The following is a 22,794-nucleotide window of genomic DNA, read 5'->3' as shown; positions in this document are numbered from 1 at the left end:
TTCACGGCCGGAGTGCCCACCAGAGTCCGAGCGCGTAGCCAAACGGCACCCAGACGAATCCGAGCGCGAGCAGTCCGGTAACTGACACCGATTCGACGACGGTGCTCCGGAGCATCACGAGCGGGAACACGAGACTCCAGAACCCGAACAACGCGGTCGCGATCCAGGGTTTCGTGAGGACCGCCCCGACAAGCACCAGCGTACACGCGGCGACGATACCGTTGACGACCGTCGGGAACAGCGGGGTGAGAGTCGCCGCGACGAGGATCGGATACAGGAGCCAGAGACAGCCGAGTGTCACCGCCGTCGTGTGATCGATCAGCCGGCCGTCCCACTCGAGGTCGATGTTGCCGTCCCAATCGTGGACGGCATACCGGAAGTCGGCCGTCGAGTCTGCGGGTGACTCGCTCGCTCTCGATGGCTCGGTATCGTTGGCCGTCGCATGCGTGTGACCCGTGGCCGTGGCTGCCTCGTCGCGGTCGAACGGCCACTCATCTGTCGCCTGTGTGCGGGCCTGCCTTCGCTGTCGCTGACGCCGGTGACGCGCGTGATGGCTCGCAGCCCGATCGGTTCGGTCCGACGCCGTCCGCGAGCGTGTTCGGTCAGTTTCGGTCCGTGTCCGACCGTCGTCTCGGTGACTCTCGTTCGCCTCGTCCGTCGTTTTCGCCTCACTCGAGGCGGTCGACTGCTGGGCGAGTCGGACGTAGGCGTCGTGGTCGAGGCGATCGTATCTGGCTCGTTCGTCGCCGTCGGTGAGCACCGATTTCGCCCTTGCGACCCGCTTGAACTGTGCGGCCGCGTCGGGGGCGTCGTTGTGGTCGGGATGGGTCTCGAGGACGCGCTCGCGATACGCCGCCTGAATCTCGTCTCGTGTGGCATCGGAACCCACCTCGAGAACGTCGTAGTACGTCTCGCCCATCGACACGAGTGCCGTCACTCGGCGACGGGGAAAGTCTTGTCACAGTGACCTGTCGAACGTGGACGTATTCCAGCGTCTGTGCTACCGGTGGAACGGCGACAGATAAATCAATAATCGCAATACAGAATTTCGTTCTCTCCGAATTTCGAGACAGTCGCTGAAACACTAGATTCAATTGGCAACGGTCGGTATGCCCTACAATGACCGCTGACGTTCGGATTCTCCATGTCGACGACGACGTCGGCCGGCTAGAACGGACTGCCGCCCGACTCGAGTCCATGGATGATCGATTGACCGTCCGCTCGACGTCGGACCCTGCTGTGGCCCTCGACGTCCTCGAGGACGGGGCGATCGATTGGGTCGTTTCGGCCTACCGAATGGACGGGACGGACGGACTCGAACTGCTGACCAGCGTGCGTGAGCACCAGCCGACGTGCCCGTTTATCCTCTATACCGGAGAGGGGTCGGAGGCGGTGGCGAGCGACGCAATCTCGGCCGGCGTTACTGACTATCTGCGACTCGATGCGGAGACGACGGCCGATCAGTTGGCGGAAACGATCATGGACGCGATCGAGCAGCGGCCGGCCGCACAACGAGCGCGGAAGTACGAACGTGTGGCAGCGCTCGTCAGGAACGTCCAGTCCGAACTCGTCCACGCGACGTCTCGAGCGGCGATCGATACCGCCGTCTGCGAGATGCTCGTCGACGCTGAGCCGTACGTATTCGCCTGGATCGGCGAGTATCGGGACGCCGACGAACGAGTCGTCCCCCGCGCCTCTGCAGGCCATCAGTCGGGATATCTCTCCGGGCTCGAGATCACGGTGGACGACACAGCGACCGGTCGCGGCCCGACGGGTCTGGCGGTTCAAACGCGCTCCTTGCAGGTCGTCCAGGACCTCGAGTCGGATCCGGCGTACGAATCGTGGCGCGACGACGCCCTCGAGAGCGGCTATCGGGCCAGTGCTGCCGTGCCACTCGTCCACGAAAACACGCTTTACGGCGTGCTGAACGTCTATGCGGACCGGACGGGCGTGTTCGAGCCGGACGAGCAAGCGATGCTGGCGGAGCTGGGGAAGACGATTGCCCACGCCTACCACCGCGTCCAGTTGCAAACCCAGTACGAGGCGCAGTATCAGGAACTGTTCGAGGAAGCGCCGGTGATGGTGGCGCTGACACGCACCGACCCCGAAGACGGCGAGCCGGTTATCGACGACTGCAATCGACGGTTTGCACGGAAACTCGGCTACGCTCGCGAGGAGCTACGCGGCCAGCCACTCGCCGACGTGTACGCCGAGCCGTCGGCGACGAAGCTTGCAACCGGTGGTCACGAGCGGGCGCGGGCAGGCGAGTCCGTGACCGAATCGCGAACGCTCATCACCCGTGATGGGGAACGGCTGTCGACGCAGCTCCAGTCGACGCCACGGCGGGACCCGACCGGCGAGACGATCGGCACCCACGCGCTGTTCGTCGACATGACTGACCAGGAGCGAGCCCAGGGTGTCCTCGGGCAGGCAGCCGCGATGGAGGCGTCGATGGACGGCATGGCGATTCTCGACGACGACAGGAATTGTATCTACGCCAACGAGGCCCACGCCGAGATCTACGGCTACGCCGACCGCGAGGCGTTCATCGGTACCGACTGGCGAACGCTGCTCTCGGACGACGAAATCGAGCGGTTCGAAGACGACGTCGTCCCGACGCTTGCCGAAGAGGGGGCGTGGCGTGGCGAAGCAACTGGCGTCCGCGCAGACGGGTCGACCTTCCCGAAAGAGCTCTCGCTTGCCCACCTCGAGGACGGACGTGTCGTCAGCGTCGTCCGCGATATTACCGAGCGACGGGAGCGCCAACAGCGGCTTGAACACAGCAAAGAGCGACTTCGTGTCCTGTTCGATCGCTCTCCGGACGCGATATTCGTCCACGACACGGACGGGACCATCGTCGACGTCAACGATCGAGCGACCACGGATCTCGGCTACAGCCGGGCGGAACTGCTCTCGTTCTCTGTTGGCGATATCGAGGTCGAGGATGATCTCGAGGAACTTCGTGAGCTGTGGACGACCATGGACGTCGGGAAGACGGCGACAGTCCAGGGAAGACACCGTAGAAAAGACGGCTCGACGTACCCAGTCGAGGTCTGGATCAGCAAAATCACGCTCGACGAGACGGAACGGATTCTGGCACTCTCCCGTGACATTACCGCGCGCAAGGAACGTGAGCGCGAGCGCAGACGCCAGACCGATCTGTTCGAGCGGGCACAGGAAATCGCCGCGATCGGTGCCTGGGAGACCGATCTGCAGGCTGAACGAGGGTGGTGGACCGAACAGGTCTGTCGGATCTTCGGGCTGCCAACAGAGTACGAACCGGGGCCAGGCGAGGGCATCGAACAGTTCCATCCGGATGATCAGCCAGTCGTTCGAGAGGCGTTCGAGCGGGCCATCGACACCGGCGAGCCGTACGATCTCGAGCTCCGACTTGGCGACGAAAGCGAGAGTCGATGGGTCCACGTCCGTGGCGATCCACAGTGTGAGGACGGCGAGACCGTCCGTATCCGCGGCACGATTCAGGATATTACCGACCGGAAACAGTACGAGGAAGCCCTCGAGCAGGCGCGTGACGAACTCCAGCAGATCATCGACCTCGTGCCCGACATGCTGTTCGTCAAGAACCGCGATGGCGAGTACATCCTCGCAAACGAGACGACTGCGACCTACTACGACCGCCCTCGCTCGGCCGTCGAGGGGAAGACGGATGTCGAACTGCTCCCCGACACCGAACAGGCTCGCCAGTTCCACCAGGACGACATCGCGGTCATCGACTCCGGCGAGCCGATGCACGGCTCCGAGGAAGCGTTGACCACTGCCGACGGCGAGACGCGGATCCTCCAGACGACTAAACTCCCCTACGAAATCGCCGGGACCGGCGACGCGGCTGTGCTGGGATATGCCCGTGATGTGACCGAGCTCAAGGAGTACGAACGACAGCTCGAGACCCAGCGGGACAACCTCGAGGTACTCAACCAGGTCGTCCGTCACGACATCCGCAACGACCTCCAGTTGGTGTTGGCCTACGCGGAGATGCTTGAGGAGGTCGTCGACGAGGCAGGCCGTGAGTACGTCGACCAGGTCCTGGCAAGCGCACGCGATGCCGTCGCGATCACCGAAACGGCCAGAGACGTCTCCGAGGTGATGTTACAGGCCGATACCGAACCGACACAGGTCCGGCTCCGGTACACGCTCGAGCACGAACTCGACGAGATCCGGTCAACCTACGAGAACGCGGTTGTGACGACCGAGGGCACGATTCCCCGCCTCGAGGTCGTCGCCGACGACATGCTCGAGTCGGTGTTTCGGAACCTGTTGACGAACGCGATCGAACACAACGATGCAGAGATTCCAGTGATAACGGTGTCTGCGAGTGTCGAAGGCGACGACGTCGAGGTCCAGATCGCGGACAACGGACCGGGCATCCCCGACGAACGCAAAGCGACGATCTTTGAGGAGGGTGAGAAGGGCCTCGAGAGCGATGGAACTGGGCTGGGGCTGTATCTGGTCCGGACGCTCGTCGATCGGTACGGTGGGGACGTCTGGGTCGCGGACAGAACAGAGCGATGGGCCACAGATGAGCGGACACAGACCGGCGACGAGGCGGTCACGGGCAGCGTGTTCACCGTTCGGTTACCGATCGCGTCGTGAGCGGCATCGCCGACACGAACCTATTTCATCCGCTGTCGACAACTGCGAGCCAATGGTTTCAGAACGCTTCGATGCGGCACAATGGGAACCGGTCGCGAACCTGAACGACGAGTTCACCGACATTACCTATCACCGCGCGGTCGACTCCGGAACGGTCCGGATCGCGTTCGACCGCCCCGACGTTCGCAACGCCTTCCGACCGGGGACGGTCGACGAACTCTACGACGCCCTCGAGCACGCCAAACGCCAGACCGACGTCGGCTGTATCCTGCTAACCGGGAACGGTCCGTCGTCGAAAGACGGCGGCTGGGCGTTCTGTTCCGGCGGCGATCAGACGATCCGGGGAGAGGACGGTTATCAGTACGACGGTGACGAGGAGCGGGCCTCTGAACAGGGGCGGCTACACATCCTCGAGGTCCAGCGCCTCATCCGTCACATCCCGAAAGTCGTCGTCTGCGTCGTCCCGGGCTGGGCCGTCGGCGGCGGCCACTCGCTGCACGTCGTCTGTGATCTGACGCTGGCGAGCGAGGAACACGCGAAGTTCCTCCAGACCGACCCCGACGTGGCGAGCTACGATGCCGGCTTCGGGTCGGCCTACCTCGCCAAACAGATCGGCCAGAAGAAAGCCCGCGAGGTGTTCTTCCTCGGGAAGACCTACGATGCGGAGGAGGCCGCGGAGATGGGGATGGTCAACGAGGTCGTTCCCCACGAGGAGTTAGAGGAGACGGCCCTCGAGTGGGGCGACCGGATCAACGCCAAGAGCCCGACGGCGATGCGGATGCTCAAGTACGCGTTCAACATGACCGACGACGGGATGGTGGGCCAGCAGGTCTTCGCCGGCGAGGCGACCCGGCTGGGGTACATGACCGACGAGGCCGAGGAGGGACGGGACGCGTTCGTCGAGGGGCGTGACCCCGACTTCGACGACTACCCGTGGCACTACTGACTGTAGTCTCGCCTCGAGAACTGTCGAACTGCCAGAAATAACTGCCGACAGCTACGACCAACTGCGTTCTCGAATCCGTTCAGCAGTGGCTGCTCCGGGACGAAAACGCCCAATATAACGGATCAGCGCTCGATCATGGCGCTGTCACCAATTACGGTATATTCGGCGGAAAGGACAATGCTTTGGGCGTTCCGGCCCGGAGACACTGCTAGTGACACTCCCCGATCGGTCCGCACTGTCCCGTCGGGACTACCTCCGGACGCTGGTCGCCATTGGCGGCGCGACTGCACTCAGCGCCTGCGTCTCCGAGAGCGGCGCGGTCGACGTTCCTACTGGAACGGACGATCCAGAGTCGCTCCCGGCGCGACAGCACGCCTGGAACGATGTCCTCTCACGGGACGACGACGGCAACGTCCAGTCGCCGGAACATCACGTCCTGCTCCCACTGTCGCTGGTTGACGAGCCGACGGACGCCGCTCGAGCGCAGGTCGAGGACGCGCTGCGGACGCTCGAGCGCGCCTACGAGTGGAGCAACGAGGGACTGGTCTTTACTATCGGCTATACACCGGCGTACTTCGATCGGTTCGATGACTCGCTTCCCGAGTCGGTCGCCCTCCCGGAGCCAGCGGCGCTGACCGCCGCCGAGAACCCCGTATTCGATGAGTTCGACGCTGTACTCCACCTCGCGAGCGACCACTCGCAGGTCGTCCTCGAGGCCGAAGAAGGCCTGTTCGGTGACCACGACGACCTCAACGGTATCGCGGTCGAGACGGATTTAACGGGTGTGTTCGAACGCCTCGAGGAGCAGCGCCGGTCCGGCTTCGTCGGGGCAGGACTCCCCGCCGAACACACCGACGTCTCGGGCGTCCCCGACTCGGTTCCCGAGGACGCGCCCTTTTTTATGGGCTTTCGCTCGGGATTCATAGACAGTCAGGCGACCGAAGATCGAGTGACGATCGAGGACGGCCCGTTCGCCGGCGCGACGACACAGCATATCGAGTCGCTGGAAACCCAGCTTCGGACCTGGCTCGAGCAGGACAGCCACCCCATGCGGGTTCGGAAGCTGTTCAGCCCGGAACACGCCGACGAGGAGCTGGTCGGCGACGTCGGCGAGAAGCTGACGACCACGAACGGGCTAACCGACGAGCGGATCGACGCGACCGAGGCAGATGCTCGAGATGGCGTCGTCGGCCACGCCCAAAAGGCCGCTCGAGGCAGGATCGACGGCGAACCACCGCTGTTGCGGCGGGACTTCAACACCGTCGATGGGGATCGCCCAGGCGTCCATTTCCTCTCGCTCCAGCACGGAATCGACGAGTTCGTTCGCGTTCGCGAGGCGATGACGGGCGCCGACCTCGATGTGGGGAACGCGAACAACGGGATTCTAAGCTACATTTTCGTCGACCGACGTGGGAACTACCTGCTTCCACCGCGCTCGCTCCGGGCGTTACCGCCGACGAACCCGCAGTAGGACCGACGGGACACGCCGATCACGACGGCACGACCATACCATGCACGACCACGACCTCGACCGACGGACGTTCGTTCAGCGGACAGGCGCAACAACGGGTATCCTCGCGCTGGCGGGCTGTCTGGGAACCGACGGCGATGACGAAGACGAGGACAGGGACGACCCCGACAACGGCGACGACGCCGAAATGCCGCGATTTCCGGAGATCGACGATCCGCCCGCGGCAGTCTACCGCCCGACACATCGGGAATCGATGCGGATGCTCGAGCCGATCACGGCCGGCGAGTATACGCTCGCGCCGATGCTATCGTACCCCCACCCGTTCTGGCTCATCACAGGCGGCACTGGCGAGGACGACGTCGAACGCGTCGATCCCGAGCAGGGCCGGGGCGTCCACCTGATGATCACGCTTTGGGACGACGACACAGGAATCGTCCTCCCGGTCGATACCAGCGCGACGATCCGGATCTTTCAGGATGGCGACCAGATCGGCTCACCCCAGTCGCCCTGGCCAATGATCTCCCAGGAGATGGGCTTTCACTTCGGCGATAACGTTCCCCTCGAGGACGACGGTACCTACACCGTCGAGGTCGAACTCCCGCCGATCCCGACGCACACGACGGGCGACCTCGAGGGTCGATTTACCGACAGCGAAACGGCGACGTTCGAGTTCGAGTACGACCAGGCGTTTCGCGACCAGGTCGTCGGCGGCGTCGAGTATCTCGACGAATCGGAGTGGGGCGAACGCGGCGCACTCGAGCCGATGGACCATGGGCGCGATGACGGACAGCACGGCGACGACCACGACGACGATGGCCACCATCACGACAACGGTCACGTCCCCGACTCCGCGCTGCCGTCCGCCGAGGCGTATCCCGGCACCCGGCTCGAGCCCACCGACGGAGTCGACACCGATCTCCCCCGAAGCGGCGATGCGGCGGTTCTCGTGACGCTGCTCGAGGCCGGCTCCCGGCTTGCCGACGGCGACGAGCAGTATCTGCTCGTCTCGCCACGGACGCCGTACAACCGCGTGCCGCTCGCGGATATGGCCATGTCCGTGACGGTCGACCGCGAGGGCGAACCGGTCGGCGACGCAGACGGGGTCGCCCTCGAGCAGACCATCGACAGCGAGTACGACCTCCACTACGGCGCATCGCTCCCGGCTCTCCAGCCGGGCGACTCGGTCACGGTCACGATCGAGTCGCCGCCACAGGTCGCCCGCCACCAGGGGTACGAGACGGCGTTTCTCGAGATGCCGTCACTCGAGTTCACCGTCCCGGAGGAGTCAGACGCATGACGAGACCGACAGTAGCCCGTCTCTCGGTCGTCCTCGCTGTGGTGTGTGTCTGTACGCTTACTGTCGGCGCGGTCGTCCCAGCGACTGTCGGGGCCGGTGACAGCGTGACCATTTTTTTTCTTGAGCCGAGCGAGGGCAACGCTGACGCCGGTGAGACCGTCACCCTCGAGTTCGTCGTGAGTAGTCACGGGAATTATGTCGGCGAGGGCATCGACCAGCTGTCTGCGACGATCGCGTACGATCCCGATGTCTTCAGTGTGGCTGACGTCGACCACGGGCCAATGCTAGCGGCAGGCGACTCGAATGCGACAGTCGACGGTACCGTCGAAATCGATGACGAGGCGGGACTGGCGACGATCGATCAGGAGCGAACGCCGTCAGGTGACGGAGCGAAAACGACCGACACGGCTGCGACGATTACACTCGAGGTCGCTGAGGACGCTTCATCAACGAACGAAACCGTCGAACTCACGGACGGTTCGGCAATGGACATCAGTGAGTATTCACAGGCGGTCTTTGAACGCGACGCGACGATCACGATCGATGGCACCGATGGTGGGATCGACCCCGTCGCCGGCTTTGCAGTTCCATCGGCGCTGCTCGCGGTCGGTGCGGTGCTGTTGTTCGCCGTCCGTCGGTTGGACTGACCACACCATCGTTGGTCTCCGCCCGGGTCGCTGGCGACGAGTCAGCTAACCGCAATGCCAACGTTGACACGTCCGCGTGTCGGAGACTCGAGTAATGAGTACGGCCGAGGTCGACATCTCACGGACGAAGGCGTGGCTGCTGGCTGCACGGCCCCAGACCTTGCCCGCGGCCGCAGCCCCGGTGATTGTCGGCACGGGGCTTGCGGTCCACGCGGACGTCTTTGCCCCGCTGCCGGCGGTGCTGGCGTTTATCGGTGCGGCGCTGATTCAGATTGGGACCAACTTCGCGAACGACTACTACGATGCGATCAAGGGTGCCGACACGGAGGATCGGGAGGGGTTTACTCGAGTCACGCAGGCAGGAATCATCGCGCCGGAGCAGGTGAAACTGGCGACGATCGTGACGTTCGCGCTGGCGATTCTTACCGGCACGTATCTCGTCTCCGTCGGCGGGCTGCCGATTCTCGTTATCGGGCTGGTGAGCGTTTTCTGTGGCTGGGCCTACACTGGCGGCCCCTACCCACTCGGCTATCACGGACTCGGCGATCCCTTCGTGTTCGTCTTCTTCGGCATCGTCGCCGTGATGGGAACGTTCTACGTCCAGGCCGTAGCCGTCGCCCCCGTTGGACCGCTGCCGACGACGATTCCACCGGGCACGATCACACTCGAGGCGTTCGTCGCCAGCCTCCCGGTGGCCGGCATTTCGACGGCGATCATCGTCGTCAACAACATTCGCGACCGGGAAACCGACGTCGAGGCCGGAAAGCGAACTCTTGCGGTCCGACTCGGCTACCGCTGGAGTCGCGCGGAGTACGTCGCCCTGCTCGCGCTCGCCTACGTCACGCCGCTGTGGTTCTGGCTCGCCGCCGGCTTTGGCCCGACGGTCTTGCTCCCGCTTGTGTCGCTGCCTTACGCTGCCGTCGTCACCCAGACGATTCTGACGCGTACTGATGGCGAGGCGCTCAACCCCGCCCTCGAGGGCACCGGAAAACTCCTCGCGATCTATTCGGTGCTGTTCGCCGTCGGGGTGGTGCTATGACTGACAGAGTCGACGTCAATCGCGAACTCGACTGCAAACTCGAGTACCAGTCGTTTTCGCTCGAACTTGCGAGTCCACTCGAGACGGCCGCCGGAACGATCGATTCGCGTGATGGCTTTCTCGTCCGAATCGTCGCGTCGACTGCCAACGAAGACGAGCAGGCAGTCGGCTACGGCGAAGCCACGCCCCTTGCGGGCTGGACGGAGTCGATCGCGGACTGTGAGGCCGCTCTCGAGCGCGCAAGCGTCGCGATCGAAAATGGGCCAACTGCGGCGCTCGAGGCCGTCGAGGAACAGGTGGCGGCCAGACACGCAGTCACGCTCGCGCTCGCGGATCTTCGAGCCAGCCGGGAGGCGACGCCGCTGTATCGACACATCGGGAGGGGCCCGATGGTCGGCCGGGTGCCGGTCAACGCGACGATCGGTGACGGCACGCCCGACGAGACCGCTCGAGCGGTCAGCGAGGCCGTCGACCGCGGTTTCGACTGTTGTAAAATAAAGGTCGGCGCTCGAGACGTCGAGACGGATATCGAACGGCTCCAGCGGACTCGCACGGCCGTCGGCCCCGACGTCGAACTGCGGGTCGATGCGAACGAGGCCTGGACCTACACCGAGGCGAAAACGGCGCTCGCGGCCTTCGCCGACCTCGACGTCTCGATCCTCGAGCAACCGCTGCCGGCGGGCGCACTCGAGGGCCATGCCGCGCTCCGGGAGTTCGAACCCGGCGAAGGGGTCGCGATCGCCATCGACGAAGGGCTGCTCGAACACGGCGTCGACGCGATCTGTGAGGCGGGCGCAGCCGACGTGCTCGTTCTCAAACCCATGGCGCTCGGCGGGATCGATATCGCTCGACAGATCGCCGCGTGGGTCCAGGAACTCGAGATCACGCCGATCGTGACGACGACGATCGACGGCGTCGTCGCCAGAACGGGCGCGGTCCATCTCGCCGCGTCGATCCCGAACGTGCCGGCCTGCGGGCTGGCCACGGCCTCGTTGCTCGCCGACGATCTGGGTCGCGATCCCGTCTTACTCGAGAAAGGATTGGCGGTCGTCCCGCAGGCGAAGGGCCTCGGCGTCGAGGGGGTGTGGGCCGAGTGATGGGCGAACCGGTCGACTGGCCGACTCGCGATCTGCTCTCCCATCGGGTGGCCGCGACCCCACAACGGACGGCGCTGATCGACGACGAGACGGGAACGACGTGGACCTACCGAGAACTGGATCGTCGGGTCGATCAGGTCGCTGCTTCGCTCGCCGGCCTCGAGACGGATTCCGACCGGCCGCGACTCGGCGTGCTCATGGACACCAGACCCGCGTTCGTCACCGTCTTTTTCGCCGCGATGCGGACGGGGGTCACGATCGTTCCGCTGAACGTCCGCGAAACGGTCGCCGAACTCGCCGGGAAAGTCGACCGAACGGCCCCCGCAGCCGTCGTCTGTGAGGCCGACACCGAGTCGACGGCGCTCGAGGTCGCCGATGCGCTCGACTCCGGCGCGGCGACCGAGTCGCCTGCCGTTCTGACCGTCGACGAGTCAGCCGATGGACGGGCACGACGGTTGTTCGCGAGCGTCGAGGCTGGCGATCCGGACGCCACGCCGACGGTCGACCCCGTCTCGCTCGAGCGCGACGATCCGTTGATGATCATGTTCACGTCGGGCACCGCTGGCGAGCCCAAAGCCGTCCGACTGACCGTCGGCAATCTCGTCGCGAGCGCGACCGCGTCGGCGTTCCGACTGGGCGTCGATCCGGGCGACCGCTGGCTGTGTTGTCTCCCGATGTACCACATGGGTGGGCTGGCCCCCGTCCTGCGGTCGGCACTCTACGGCACGACGGTCGTCGTCCAGCGCTCGTTCGACCGCCACGGGACCGCTCGCATCCTCGAGGAGTATGACATCACGGGTGTCTCGCTAGTGCCGACGATGTGCAAACGGCTGCTCGATGCGGGCTGGGAGCCAACTGATTCGTTGCGATTCGTCCTCCTCGGCGGCGCGCCGGCCTCGAGCGACCTGCTCGAGCGCTGCCAGGCGGCCGGCGTGCCGACACACCCGACCTACGGGATGACCGAGACGGCCTCCCAGATCGCGACGGCGACACCTGCGGAGGCGGCGAGCCACGAGGGGACGGTCGGCCAACCGCTGTTATTTACCGACGTGACGGTCGTCGACGACGCGGGCGAGCCGGTTCCGGCCGGCGAGGCGGGCGAACTCGTCGTTTCCGGGCCGACGGTGACGCCGGGCTATCTCGAGGCCGCGCAAACGGACGCCGCAGTCGGCGCGTACGGGCTCCACACTGGCGACGTCGGCTACGAGGACGAAGACGGGCGACTCTGGGTGCTCAACCGCCGGAGCGACCGGATCGTCACCGGCGGCGAGAACGTCGATCCCGGCGAGGTACTCGAGACGGTTCGTTCCCATCCGGCCGTCGAGGACGCCGCCGTCGTCGGCCTCGACGATTCGGAGTGGGGCGAACGCGTCGGGGCGCTCGTCGTCCCCGCCGACGGCGACGGCCGCGATGGGGACGCCGAACTCGACCTCGAGTCGGTTCTCGAGCACTGCGAGACGCGACTGGCCGGCTTCAAACGGCCGAAGACGATCGGTGTTGTCGATACCCTGCCCCGAACCGCGTCGGGAACCGTTGATCGTGAGGCGGTTCGTGATCGTCTGCGTGAGGCGGGGACCGACGTGTGATCGGGTCTGTTGTCCCGATCTCCCGGTGGTCTCGAAGGGTGGGTCGCGGGGGAGCCGACACTGACCGACAGCAGTGCGTCTGAGCCGTCAGCGGCCACTGTCCGACAGTATAAGTCGATGGCGTTCGTTCTTTCGGCTGTGTGTACACTGACCCTCGCCTGGCAGGTTTTCGACGACGCGCCAGTGGCAGTCGCCGCCAACCGAGACGAGGCCCTCGAGCGCGAGTCGGTTTCTCCCGGCGTCTACCGTGAGGAGCCGTTGATCGTCGCTCCCAGAGACGCCGAAGCCGGCGGCACGTGGATCGGTTACAACGAACACGGCGTCTTCGCTGGCATTACGAACAAGTGGACCGACGCCGACCTCGCCGCCGAGCGATCGCGTGGCCTGCTCGTCGCCGACGTGCTCGCTGCCGAGTCCGCGGCGGCAGCGGCCGAAACGATCGAGGCGGCAACCGAGACGGACGAGTACGACGCGTTCAATCTCGTCGTCGCCGACGAGTCGGCTGCCTACTGCTACCAGTGGAACGGCACTCTCTCACGCATCGACTTCGAACCCGGTGTGCAGGTCATTGTTAATGCCGCAGTCAACGACACCGTCCAGCTCCCGTCGGATCACCTCGTTGTTGCTCGCGAACAGGCCGATAACGCCCTCGCGGTCCGTGAGACGCTGGCGGTCGAGGACGGCGAGTCAGTCTCGACGTGGCTCGAGCGCGCCGGCGACGTCCTCGGCGATCACGAGTACGGCGTCTGTCTCCACCGCAACGGATTCGGCACGAAATCGTCGTCGCTGATCGCCCTCGGCCCCGAGACGACGCAGTATGCGTTCGCGCCGGGCCCACCCTGTGAGACGGCGTACGAACCCGTCGCCCTCGAATCGAAGACGGACACGAGTCCGTCCGCGGTCGAGGCAGATTGCGACGTCGAAGGGCACATTTAAGCGCCTCGATGTGCCTCGTACGTACATGGACGCACTCCTGCCTGTAGCGACGAGTACGGAGAGGTGGTCACCGTGAGCGTTTCCGCGATCGAAGCCGAACTCTCCGAAGATGAACGGGCCGGACTCGAACTCGTTCGCCAGACCGGTGGCATTCACCAGAGCGACTTCTGGAAGGAACTGGACGTCTCCTCGCGAAAGGGCAGCCGGATCGTCGAGTCGCTCGTCGAGAAGGAACTGGTCAATCGAGAGGAGACGGTGTACGACGGCCACAACACCTACCACATCACGCCGACCGCACGCGATCTTGACTTTACCCTGCTGATGGCTGGCGATATGCTCTCGCCGTTTATCGGCGAAGAAGAAGTCGATCCCAACAGCGACGCCTTCTCGCAGTGGATCATGAATCTCGCGTACGAACAGTAATTCAACTGACGAGACGTTTTTCGACGGATTCGGCCGACACGACGTTTGCCGACGGCTTTCTCGATGAGACCTTCGAGAGCAGTCGCAAAAGAGCCGCGGCTCGGTCGCGTTACTCGAGTGCGCTCGCGGTACGGATCAGGCGCTCTTCGCCAAACGCCGGGCCGACGAGTTGGAGGCCAACGGGGAGGCCGTCGGTCTCGCCGGCGGGTACCGAGATTGCGGGCAGGTCGGCGAGGTTGACGGGGACGGTGTTCGCGTCGGCGAGATACATCTGGAGCGGATCGTCGAGGCTCTCGCCGAGTTCGAACGGTGGGATCGGCATCGTCGGCGAGGCGAGCACGTCGGCCTCGTCGAGCGCCTCGTCGAAGTCCTGTTTGACCCACGCGCGAGCGTCCTGGGCCTTCTTGTAGTACTTGTCGTGGTAGCCAGCCGAGAGCGCGTAGGTGCCAAGCAGAATGCGGCGTTTGACCTCGTCGCCGAACCCGTCCTCGCGGGTCTGGGCGAAGGTCTCGTTCCAGTTGCCCTCAGCGTCGGCGTCGTGACCGTAGCGAACGCCATCGAACCGCGCGAGGTTCGACGAGGCCTCCGACATCGCGATCACGTAGTAGGCTTCGACGGCGTGTTCGACGGAGGGCAGCGAGACTTCGTGGTATTCCGCGCCCTGTGCCTCGAGGTCGGCGATGGCGTCCCAGAACGTCTCGACGACGCCCTCGTCGGCGCCCTCGAGCAGTTCCGTGGGGACGCCGATCTGGAGCCCATCGACGTCGCCAGTGGCGGCGTCGGCGTAGCTCGAGTCATCACCTTCGCTTCGAGTGGTCGCGTCCCGGTCGTCGCTGCCAGCGATGACGTCGAGGAGTCGGGCGGCATCTTCGACGGATCGGCCGAATGGACCGATCTGTTCCAAGCTGTTGGCGTAGGCGACGAGCCCGTAGCGCGAGACCAGTCCGTAGGTGGGCTTGATTCCGACGACTCCACAGAACGCGGCGGGACAGCGGACCGACCCGCCCGTATCGGAGCCGAGCGCGACGTCGGCCTCGCCCGCAGCGACGGCGGCGGCCGAGCCACCCGACGAGCCGCCGGGGACGTGGCCCGGTGCAGCCGGGTTATCCGTCGGCCCGAAATGTGAGGTTTCGGTCGTCGTCCCCATCCCGAACTCGTCCATGTTCGCCTTGCCGACGATGGTTGCGCCAGCCTCCTTGAGCCGCGAGACGACCGTCGCGTCGTACGGTGGAACGTACTCCTCGAGCATCCGCGAGCCACAGGTCGTCCGGACGCCTTCGGTCGAGATGTTGTCTTTGACCGCGACGGTCGTGTCCGCGAGCGGACCGCTCTCTGCGCCGTCGATCGTCTCCTCGGTAATAAAGATCTTATCCGACATGATCAGGATACGTTCGGGCCTTTGAAGTAGCCGTCTTCGGTTTCAGAAGCGTTCTCGAGGGCCGCCTCGCGCTCGAGCGAGCCGTGGACCTCGTCGGGTCGCATCACATTCGTCAAGTCGGCCTCGCGGTCGACCTCTGGCACCTCGTCCAGCGTCTCGAAATACTCGAGGATGTCCGCAAACTGTCGCGTGAACTGGTCGACCTCGTCGTCGTCGAGGCCGACGCGAGCCAGTTCCGCGACGTGGCGGACCTCCTTGGGACTGACGGCGTCGTCGCTCATGCTTGCTCGCACTTGCCAGTAGGGAGTAAGGGTTTCGATAGCGAAACGTTCGACCGAGGGCAGCGGGCCGTAGCGGCCCGTTCGTCTCCCGATACTATCGAAGAATTTAAGTGACGGCGAGACTATGATACCGTCCACGATAGAGCGTTTTCCAGCGATCGTTGTGACCCAACACAATGACAGATACCACGATTCGAACGCGGAGCGGTGAGCGAAGCCAGCGTGAGTCGACTGAGTCGCGTGAGCGAACGCCAGAACGCGAGCAGTGTCCGGAGTGTGGCGGCCGGCTCGTCTCCGATGCCGAACACGCCGAAACCGTCTGTGACGACTGTGGACTCGTCGTCGAGGAAGGTGAGATCGATCGCGGTCCCGAATGGCGTGCGTTCGACGCCAGCGAGAAAGACGAGAAATCCCGCGTCGGTGCTCCGACGACGAACATGATGCACGATCAGGGGCTCTCGACGAACATCGGCTGGCAGAACAAAGACGCCTACGGGAAATCCCTCTCGAACCGCCAGCGCCAGAAGATGCAGCGACTCCGGACGTGGAACGAACGGTTCCGGACTCGCGACTCCAAAGAGCGCAACCTCAAACAGGCACTCGGCGAGATCGACCGCATGGCGTCGGCGCTTGGTCTCCCCAAAAACGTCCGCGAAACGGCCTCGGTCATCTATCGGCGCGCCCTCGAGGAGGATCTGCTGCCGGGTCGATCGATCGAAGGCGTCGCCACGGCCTCGCTGTACGCCGCCGCCCGGCAGGCCGGCACACCACGCAGCTTAGACGAGATCGCGGCTGTCAGCCGCGTCGAGAAAGACGAGATCGCCCGCACCTACCGCTATGTCATCCGGGAACTCGGCCTCGAGGTCCAGCCGGCCGATCCCGAAAGCTACGTGCCACGATTCGCCAGCGACCTCGACCTCTCGGACGAGACCGAACGCCGCGCTCGCAGCCTCCTGGCGACGGCCAAGGAAACCGGGATTCACAGCGGCAAGTCACCGGTCGGCCTCGCCGCCGCCGCCGTCTACGCCGCCGCCTTGCTGACCAACGAGAAAGTCACCCAGAACGACGTCAGCGACGTCGCCAGCATCTCCGAAGTCACCATCCGCAACCGGTATCACGAGTTGCTCGAGGCCGAAGACGACGCCCCGGCCTGACCGGGTCAGCTCGGTGCCGACGCGCGTCGGCAACGTGTTTTTGACTCGCGGTATGCTGTGGTTACCTGTCTCCAGACGATGATACTCACAGCATACTGAATATCACCGCTCATGATCGGTCTCGTATGCGCTGTGACAACTGTGACTCGGCAGAGGTTGCCTACACGCTGACGACCCACGTCTCGAACGAGCCCGACACGCAGATCGACCTCCATTTCTGCTCGAGTGATTGTCTCCGTGTCTGGACCTGACCCCAACCGGTATTACGCCCACCGTCGCCACACAAGATATGGAATCGCGTTCGGCCGAGTGCCTCGAGACGGATGCGACACTGCTGTCGACGGTCGAGGCGGAATCCACCGTGAGACGTATCAATGGAGTTCGGATCCACGTCGTCGAAGCTGGAGATGACGCCGATCCGCTGGTCGTCTTGCTCCATGGCTTTCCCGAGTTCTGGTACGGCTGGCGACACCAGATCGAACCGCTCGTTGACGCGGGCTACCGGGTCCTCGTTCCCGACCAGCGAGGGTACAATCTGAGCGATAAACCGGCGGGAGTCCGAGCATATCGAATCCGTGAGTGCTCGCGGGACATCGTCGCACTCGTCGCCAGCGAGGGTCGCGATCAGGCTCACATCGTTGGCCACGACTGGGGTGGTATGGTCGCCTGGGAGCTCGCACTTCGGTACCCGTCCGTGGTCGATCGACTCGGAATCGTCAACGCGCCCCATCCGGGCGTCTATCGCCACCATCTCCGTTCGAATCCAGACCAGCTGCGCCGGAGCTGGTACGTGTTCGTGTTCCAGCTTCCGTGGATCCCGGAACTCGCCTGTCGCCGCGACGACTTTTCCTTGCTCGAGCGGGCGCTTCGGGAGACCGCCGCACCGGAGACGTTCGCCGAATCGGAGCGAAAACACTATCGCGCTGCCTGGGACCGAGACGGTGCACTCACGGGTATGATACACTGGTATCGCGCGGCGGCCCGGTATCCGCAGCCACTGCCGAGCGAACAAGTCGACGCCCCCACGATGATCGTCTGGGGCGAGAATGACACGGCACTGACGACCGAACTGGCAGTCGACAGCGACCAGCACTGTCCGATCAGCCGTCTCGAACTCCTCCCAGCGACGAGCCATTGGGTGCAACACGAGCGGCCGACACAGTTGTCCGAGCTACTGTGTGACTGGCTGTCGCTTGCCAGCTGATCTGTTGGCTGTCGTGTCCAGTTCGACAAACGGCTGTGGGACGGAGTCGAATGTCTCGAGTTGTCAAGCTTCCCAGGAGCTGGGAACTGAGGGTACTCTATTCGGCAGCACGGGTATATACCATCGAACGAAACCGTTCGTATGGCTCAGGCGACACTCACACTCACGATGCCCGAACAGGTCTGGATCCAGCAGCTGTCGACGGCGTATCCGACAACGACCTTTCGGGTGCTTGCAGCCGTCCCCGGCTCCGAGACCGGGTTCGCGCTCGTCCGAATCTCTGGCCCCGAAGTCGCCGACGTGGTCGCGGACATGCGCGACCATCCCCAGATTCTCGAGGTCACGCTCGCCCAGTCGAGCAACAACGAGGCGACAGTTCATTTCGAAACGACGGCCCCACTGTTGTTGTTCTCTGCACGGGAGTCGGGGATCCCAATCGAACTCCCCGTTGAGATCGTCGACGGCGAGGCGACGATCGAGGTCACCGGCTCGCGGGACCGCCTCGCCGAACTCGTCGACCAGTTCGAGCGATACGGCCTTAGCTACCGAATCGAACACGTCCGTGAGCGACTCCACGAGAGTCAGTTGCTCTCGGATCGACAGCTCGAGGTCGTCGTGGCCGCCGTCGAAGCGGGCTACTACGACACACCCCGGCGCTGTTCGTTGACGGAGCTTGCAGACCATCTGGGGATCGCGAAATCGACCTGCAGCGAGACACTCCACCGGGCCGAGGAGGGAATCATCAAGCGGTTCGTCGATGATCTCCCGGATTTCGATTCCGAGGAGTCACTCGAAGACCAACTCGCGAGCAGTTGAGACTGTCGGCGGAACCGTCCGCTCGAACGGCTCGAAAACCAGTGTGAGAGCTGTCGGGTTCGGTACCAATCTGAGACACCGTTCCTGTCTCAGACTATCAACCGTCTCCGTCGGATCGAGCGGCTCGTCTGTCTCTTTTTATTTTATATATACACGAATATGTTCGCATCCATTCTCATGTCGTGGAAATCAAGTCTATACTTCAACCGTATCTAGTTGTGAGTCCGGGGTAGAGGATCCACATATGACCGTATTTAACTACGTGTCGGCGCGTAACTACTTTGTATCGAACGGATTCTCGTCCGGAGGTGTTCGACCAGAATGAGCACGGACGATGAATCATTCCACCCGCTCGGTAACGAGTGGGAAGGCGAACTCGAGGAGATGCTCGATGACACCGAGTACGACAGCGACCTGGGGATGAAGATGGCCCAGGACGCGATGCGGGTCACGAAAGGTGAGCTCTCCGAAGCCGAATTCCACGAGATGTATCACGACGACGTGATGGAGGAGTTCGGCGTCGACGACCGCCCAACCGAAGCAGCCTACGAGCAGGCCCAAGAAGAACAGAAGGGGACTGCGACTCGGATGCTCGAGGCCTTCGAGGGCGACGGCGAAGAGAGTCGCCGCGAGACGATGAAGAAGATGGGTGTCGGTGCGGCGGCCGTCGGACTCGGTGCGTGGGGCACCGTCGACGACGGTCCCGAGGCGAACCTCGCCGCGGCCGACGACCACTCAAGCTACGGGAAAGTCGAAAACGACGGCACCCAGCTCGGGATGGTTATCGACCTCGAGCGCTGTGACGGCTGTCTCTCCTGTGTCGCTGCCTGTCAGGAAGAGAACCAGACCGACCAGGGTGTCAACTGGATGTACGTCCTCGACTACGAGGAACCCGACGGGGACAACTCCGGGTCGCGAAACCGACTCGTCCGACCGTGTCAGCACTGTACTGACGCACCCTGTGAGAAGGTCTGTCCGACGACGGCCCGTCACACCCGCGACAAGGACGGCCTCGTCCTGACCGACTACGACGTCTGTATCGGCTGTCGCTACTGTCAGGTTGCCTGTCCCTACGGTGTCAACTACTTCCAGTGGGACGAACCATCGGTCTCGACGGACGAGATCAAACAGACGGCAGATGACATGGGCATGGACGGCGATCACATGACCGATCACCGTGATCGCTGGGTCGACAGCCGTGCCCCCCGTGGTGTGATGAGCAAGTGTACCATGTGTCCGACCCGACAGGACGGGCACATGGGTGACGAGAAGGTCGGCACGACGGCCTGTGAGGACGCCTGCCCGCCCGAAGCGATCAACTTCGGCGACATGAACGACCCCGAGAGCAAACCACAGCAGTACCTCACGAACGTTGTTCAGACCCGTGCAGAGCGCATGGTCGACGGCCAGAGTCCCAACCGCGAGAACGTCCAGGAGTCCTATAACTTCCTCGAGGGCGACGTCGAACTGCTCGAGATGGAGTATCTCGAGGACGGCGACCACGACGAGATCCAGGCTGCCCTGTTCATCCAGGGCGAACTCGCCGAGAGCGAGCTGACGCTCGAGGACGAGGAACTCCGCGAGGTCGTCATCGACATCATCGGTGATGCTGATGCGCTCGCCGAACTCGAAGATGAGGAACTCGGCACGCTCGCCGACGTCCTGCTCGGCGATGCAAGCGAAGGCGACGTCGATTCGGACGACCTCGACGCTGCCAACACGGCGATCGACGCCGTCATCACGGACGCCGAAGAGGGCGTTCAGGCCGTCGTCGACCGCTACGAATCCCGCGAGATCACGCCTGCTGAAGTCGAAGAGTCGCTGGCGCTGCTCGACGGCGAAGAGGAGCCGTGGGTGTCCGAAGCGGGGATCACCGACGAGGGGAGCGCCCAGAACGTGCTCGAAGCCTACGCCGGCGGCGAAGCGTCGACGTTCAAACTGCTCGAAGACGTCGGGACGAACCCGAACGTCACGTACATCGGCAACGAACCCGGTCCAGAGGCCGAGCAGGTCGAAGGCCCCGTTGCCTACTCCGACATCGGCGGAACGGACAACCGCAAAGATGTCCTCGACGAGAAGACTGTCGGTGACGCCGGGGTGAGTCTATGAGTACCAAGACGCCATCCGAGGCGGACATCCTCCGGCCGGTCAATAACGTCTCGAAGAAGTACTTCATGCTGTTCGGTGCCGCTGCGCTGGCACTCGGTGCCTTCCTCGTCGCCTGGATGTACCAGTTGGCAAACGGGATGGCCGTCACCGGCCTCTCGGACTGGGGTTCCGGTGGCGGTGTGACGTGGGGGCTGTACATCGGCGCGTTCATCTGGTGGGTCGGGATCGCTCACGGGGGGATCATCCTCTCGGCTGCGGTTCGCCTGCTTGATATGGATCGATACATGCCAGTTGCACGACTGGCCGAACTGCTGACGATCGCTGGCCTCTCGGCGGCTGGCTTCTACATTCTGGTCCACATGGGTCGTCCGGACCGAATGGTCACGAGCGTGCTCGGTCACTACCACATCACGGTCAACAATTCGCCGCTGGTGTGGGACGTGACTGTCATTACGGCGTACTTCGTGCTGACGGCGACGTACCTCGCACTGACGCTTCGGTACGACATCACGCGACTGCGTGATCAGCTGCCGGACCACTTCGAACCGTTCTACAAGGTCATGACCCTCGGCTACACCAAAGACGAAGACGAAGTCGTCGAGCGGATGGTCTGGTGGCTCGCACTTGCGATCATCATCATGGCACCGCTCTTGCTTCACGGCGGTGTGATTCCGTGGTTGTTCGCAGTGCTCCCTGGCATGCCCGGCTGGTTCAGTGCCGTGCAGGGGCCACAGTTCCTGACCATCGCACTGACCTCCGCGATCAGCGGCGTCATCATCGTCGCCGCTGCGTTCCGTCGTGCCTACGACTGGGACCACATCATGACCGACGATGTCTTCCGCGGGCTGCTCCTGTGGCTCGGATTCTTCTCCCTGCTGTTCCTCTGGCTGCAGCTCCAGCAGAACGTCGTCGGCCTGTTCAAGGCCCCGGTCAACGTCGGCGTCGCACAGCAGGCGACGCTTGCTCATCCGCTCTACCAGCTCTCGATGGGCCTGGTCTTCTTGACGCTCGCGTTCATCTTCGCGCAGACGATCCGTCCATCGCTGTTCTCGAGGACGCGAGCCATCGTCGCTGCATTCGCAGTGCTCACGGGAACCCTGATCGAAAAGATCTTGTTCGTCGTCGAGGGCTTCTTCCATCCGACGTTCGAGATTTACGCTGCAACGCCCGGTGAGTACTTCCCAAGTGCGATCGAGTGGCTCTCGCTGGTCGGCACGACGGGACTGGTCGTGTTGATCTTCCTCGTCGTCTCCAAGCTCGTTCCCGTGGTCGAACTCCACGCGGTCGAACACCTCCGTGGCGATCACGGACATGGCCACGACACGGATGAATCCGAGACGACCAAGGAGGTGAAAGCATGAGTACTGCACTTCCAGCACTGATGGATGCCGTCCTCTACCACGGCTACAGCGGCACTGAAGGACTGACCGGCTTTCCGAACATCGGGACCTACCTGATCTTCGCGGTCATCCTGGTGCCGGTTTACATCATGGTCATCTCGTGGTTCGCCGGCGACCCACGCGATACGAAGACCGGAATGCTCGGTGTCTCCTACCTCATCGGTATCACCGCGCAGATGTGGATCGGGATGTTCATCCTGACCGTCATCATCGGTATCGTCTTCTACGGCGGGATGCCGGAGCCGCTCGGTGCGTCCGGACCGTCCGTTGACTCACCGATCTTCGGCTTCCTGTAAGTCACTCGGTGTAACTGGATCGGCTCCCGACGAACCGATTTTTCGTCTCGTTTTTTGCCTCGACGTTCCAGAACTCCGAGACGGTAGCCATGACTCTTGATAG

20 protein-coding genes are annotated in these 22,794 nt (G+C 63.7%); 17 read left to right on the top strand and 3 right to left on the bottom strand.

Going from position 1 to position 22,794, the window contains the following annotated elements:
- Nucleotide 1 precedes the first annotated feature (1 nt).
- Nucleotides 2–937 carry a J domain-containing protein gene (locus BW940_RS06335; protein WP_328586620.1) on the bottom strand — a complete coding sequence of 312 codons (936 nt, stop codon included), beginning with the start codon at nt 935–937 and terminating at the stop codon, nt 2–4.
- 182 nt (nt 938–1,119) lie between these two features.
- Between BW940_RS06335 and BW940_RS06330 the strand changes: the two genes are divergently transcribed.
- The 10 genes from BW940_RS06330 (at nt 1,120) to BW940_RS06285 (ending at nt 14,053) form a co-directional block, all read left to right on the top strand.
- Nucleotides 1,120–4,611, top strand: a complete 3,492-nt coding sequence (locus BW940_RS06330; RefSeq protein WP_076608351.1) for a PAS domain S-box protein — start codon at nt 1,120–1,122, stop codon at nt 4,609–4,611.
- 52 nt (nt 4,612–4,663) lie between these two features.
- On the top strand, nt 4,664–5,557 hold the full coding sequence (locus BW940_RS06325; RefSeq protein ID WP_076608350.1) for a 1,4-dihydroxy-2-naphthoyl-CoA synthase: 894 nt from the start codon (nt 4,664–4,666) through the stop codon (nt 5,555–5,557).
- A 211-nt stretch (nt 5,558–5,768) separates the two neighbouring features.
- A complete protein-coding gene (locus tag BW940_RS06320) occupies nt 5,769–7,028 on the top strand; it encodes a DUF7405 family protein (RefSeq protein ID WP_076608349.1) in 1,260 nt (419 codons plus the stop codon).
- A gap of 40 nt (nt 7,029–7,068) precedes the next feature.
- Nucleotides 7,069–8,325: a DUF7350 domain-containing protein gene (locus BW940_RS06315; protein WP_076608348.1), complete on the top strand. Its 1,257-nt coding sequence runs from the start codon at nt 7,069–7,071 to the stop codon at nt 8,323–8,325.
- Complete coding sequence (locus tag BW940_RS06310; RefSeq protein WP_076608347.1) at nt 8,322–8,972, top strand: cohesin domain-containing protein; 651 nt, start codon at nt 8,322–8,324, stop codon at nt 8,970–8,972. Before BW940_RS06315 ends, BW940_RS06310 begins: the two co-directional genes overlap by 4 nt.
- Nucleotides 8,973–9,066: 94 nt before the next feature.
- Nucleotides 9,067–10,011, top strand: coding sequence for a 1,4-dihydroxy-2-naphthoate polyprenyltransferase (locus tag BW940_RS06305; RefSeq protein WP_076608346.1), 945 nt, complete (start codon nt 9,067–9,069; stop codon nt 10,009–10,011).
- Nucleotides 10,008–11,108, top strand: coding sequence for a mandelate racemase/muconate lactonizing enzyme family protein (locus BW940_RS06300; RefSeq protein ID WP_076608345.1), 1,101 nt, complete (start codon nt 10,008–10,010; stop codon nt 11,106–11,108). Before BW940_RS06305 ends, BW940_RS06300 begins: the two co-directional genes overlap by 4 nt.
- On the top strand, nt 11,108–12,694 hold the full coding sequence (locus BW940_RS06295; RefSeq protein ID WP_076608344.1) for a class I adenylate-forming enzyme family protein: 1,587 nt from the start codon (nt 11,108–11,110) through the stop codon (nt 12,692–12,694). Before BW940_RS06300 ends, BW940_RS06295 begins: the two co-directional genes overlap by 1 nt.
- Before the next feature lie 138 nt (nt 12,695–12,832).
- The gene (locus BW940_RS06290) at nt 12,833–13,630 is read left to right on the top strand and encodes an NRDE family protein (protein ID WP_076608440.1); all 798 of its coding nucleotides are present in this window, start codon (nt 12,833–12,835) and stop codon (nt 13,628–13,630) included.
- Between the two features lie 72 nt (nt 13,631–13,702).
- Complete coding sequence (locus tag BW940_RS06285; protein ID WP_076608439.1) at nt 13,703–14,053, top strand: helix-turn-helix transcriptional regulator; 351 nt, start codon at nt 13,703–13,705, stop codon at nt 14,051–14,053.
- Between the two features lie 109 nt (nt 14,054–14,162).
- Here BW940_RS06285 and gatA read toward each other — a convergent pair whose 3' ends face one another.
- Both gatA and gatC read right to left on the bottom strand, forming a co-directional pair.
- Nucleotides 14,163–15,431, bottom strand: a complete 1,269-nt coding sequence (gatA, locus tag BW940_RS06280; RefSeq protein ID WP_076608343.1) for an Asp-tRNA(Asn)/Glu-tRNA(Gln) amidotransferase subunit GatA — start codon at nt 15,429–15,431, stop codon at nt 14,163–14,165.
- A 2-nt stretch (nt 15,432–15,433) separates the two neighbouring features.
- Complete coding sequence (gene gatC, locus BW940_RS06275; RefSeq protein WP_076608342.1) at nt 15,434–15,712, bottom strand: Asp-tRNA(Asn)/Glu-tRNA(Gln) amidotransferase subunit GatC; 279 nt, start codon at nt 15,710–15,712, stop codon at nt 15,434–15,436.
- Between the two features lie 176 nt (nt 15,713–15,888).
- On the opposite strand from gatC, the gene BW940_RS06270 reads away from it, so the two are divergent.
- The 7 genes from BW940_RS06270 to BW940_RS06245 all read left to right on the top strand — a co-directional run bounded on the left by BW940_RS06270 (nt 15,889) and on the right by BW940_RS06245 (nt 22,691).
- Nucleotides 15,889–16,866 carry a transcription initiation factor IIB gene (locus BW940_RS06270; protein ID WP_076608341.1) on the top strand — a complete coding sequence of 326 codons (978 nt, stop codon included), beginning with the start codon at nt 15,889–15,891 and terminating at the stop codon, nt 16,864–16,866.
- A gap of 125 nt (nt 16,867–16,991) precedes the next feature.
- Nucleotides 16,992–17,117 carry a hypothetical protein gene (locus tag BW940_RS22340; protein WP_268875525.1) on the top strand — a complete coding sequence of 42 codons (126 nt, stop codon included), beginning with the start codon at nt 16,992–16,994 and terminating at the stop codon, nt 17,115–17,117.
- 38 nt (nt 17,118–17,155) lie between these two features.
- The gene (locus BW940_RS06265) at nt 17,156–18,070 is read left to right on the top strand and encodes an alpha/beta fold hydrolase (protein WP_076608340.1); all 915 of its coding nucleotides are present in this window, start codon (nt 17,156–17,158) and stop codon (nt 18,068–18,070) included.
- A 141-nt stretch (nt 18,071–18,211) separates the two neighbouring features.
- On the top strand, nt 18,212–18,886 hold the full coding sequence (locus tag BW940_RS06260; protein WP_076608339.1) for a helix-turn-helix domain-containing protein: 675 nt from the start codon (nt 18,212–18,214) through the stop codon (nt 18,884–18,886).
- 321 nt (nt 18,887–19,207) lie between these two features.
- Nucleotides 19,208–20,995 carry a 4Fe-4S ferredoxin N-terminal domain-containing protein gene (locus BW940_RS06255; protein WP_076608338.1) on the top strand — a complete coding sequence of 596 codons (1,788 nt, stop codon included), beginning with the start codon at nt 19,208–19,210 and terminating at the stop codon, nt 20,993–20,995.
- Nucleotides 20,992–22,356, top strand: a complete 1,365-nt coding sequence (gene nrfD, locus BW940_RS06250; RefSeq protein WP_076608337.1) for an NrfD/PsrC family molybdoenzyme membrane anchor subunit — start codon at nt 20,992–20,994, stop codon at nt 22,354–22,356. Before BW940_RS06255 ends, nrfD begins: the two co-directional genes overlap by 4 nt.
- Nucleotides 22,353–22,691 (top strand): hypothetical protein, encoded by a 339-nt coding sequence (locus BW940_RS06245; protein ID WP_076608336.1) that lies wholly within the window; start codon nt 22,353–22,355, stop codon nt 22,689–22,691. The genes nrfD and BW940_RS06245 overlap by 4 nt, the downstream gene beginning before the upstream one ends.
- The last annotated feature ends 103 nt before the right edge of the window (nt 22,692–22,794 follow it).

It is taken from the genome of Natronorubrum thiooxidans (genome assembly GCF_900156475.1).
Lineage (GTDB): Archaea > Halobacteriota > Halobacteria > Halobacteriales > Natrialbaceae > Natronorubrum > Natronorubrum thiooxidans.
The sequence above is the reverse complement of the archived record's forward strand: the minus strand, read 5'-3'. Positions and strand labels throughout refer to the sequence as shown.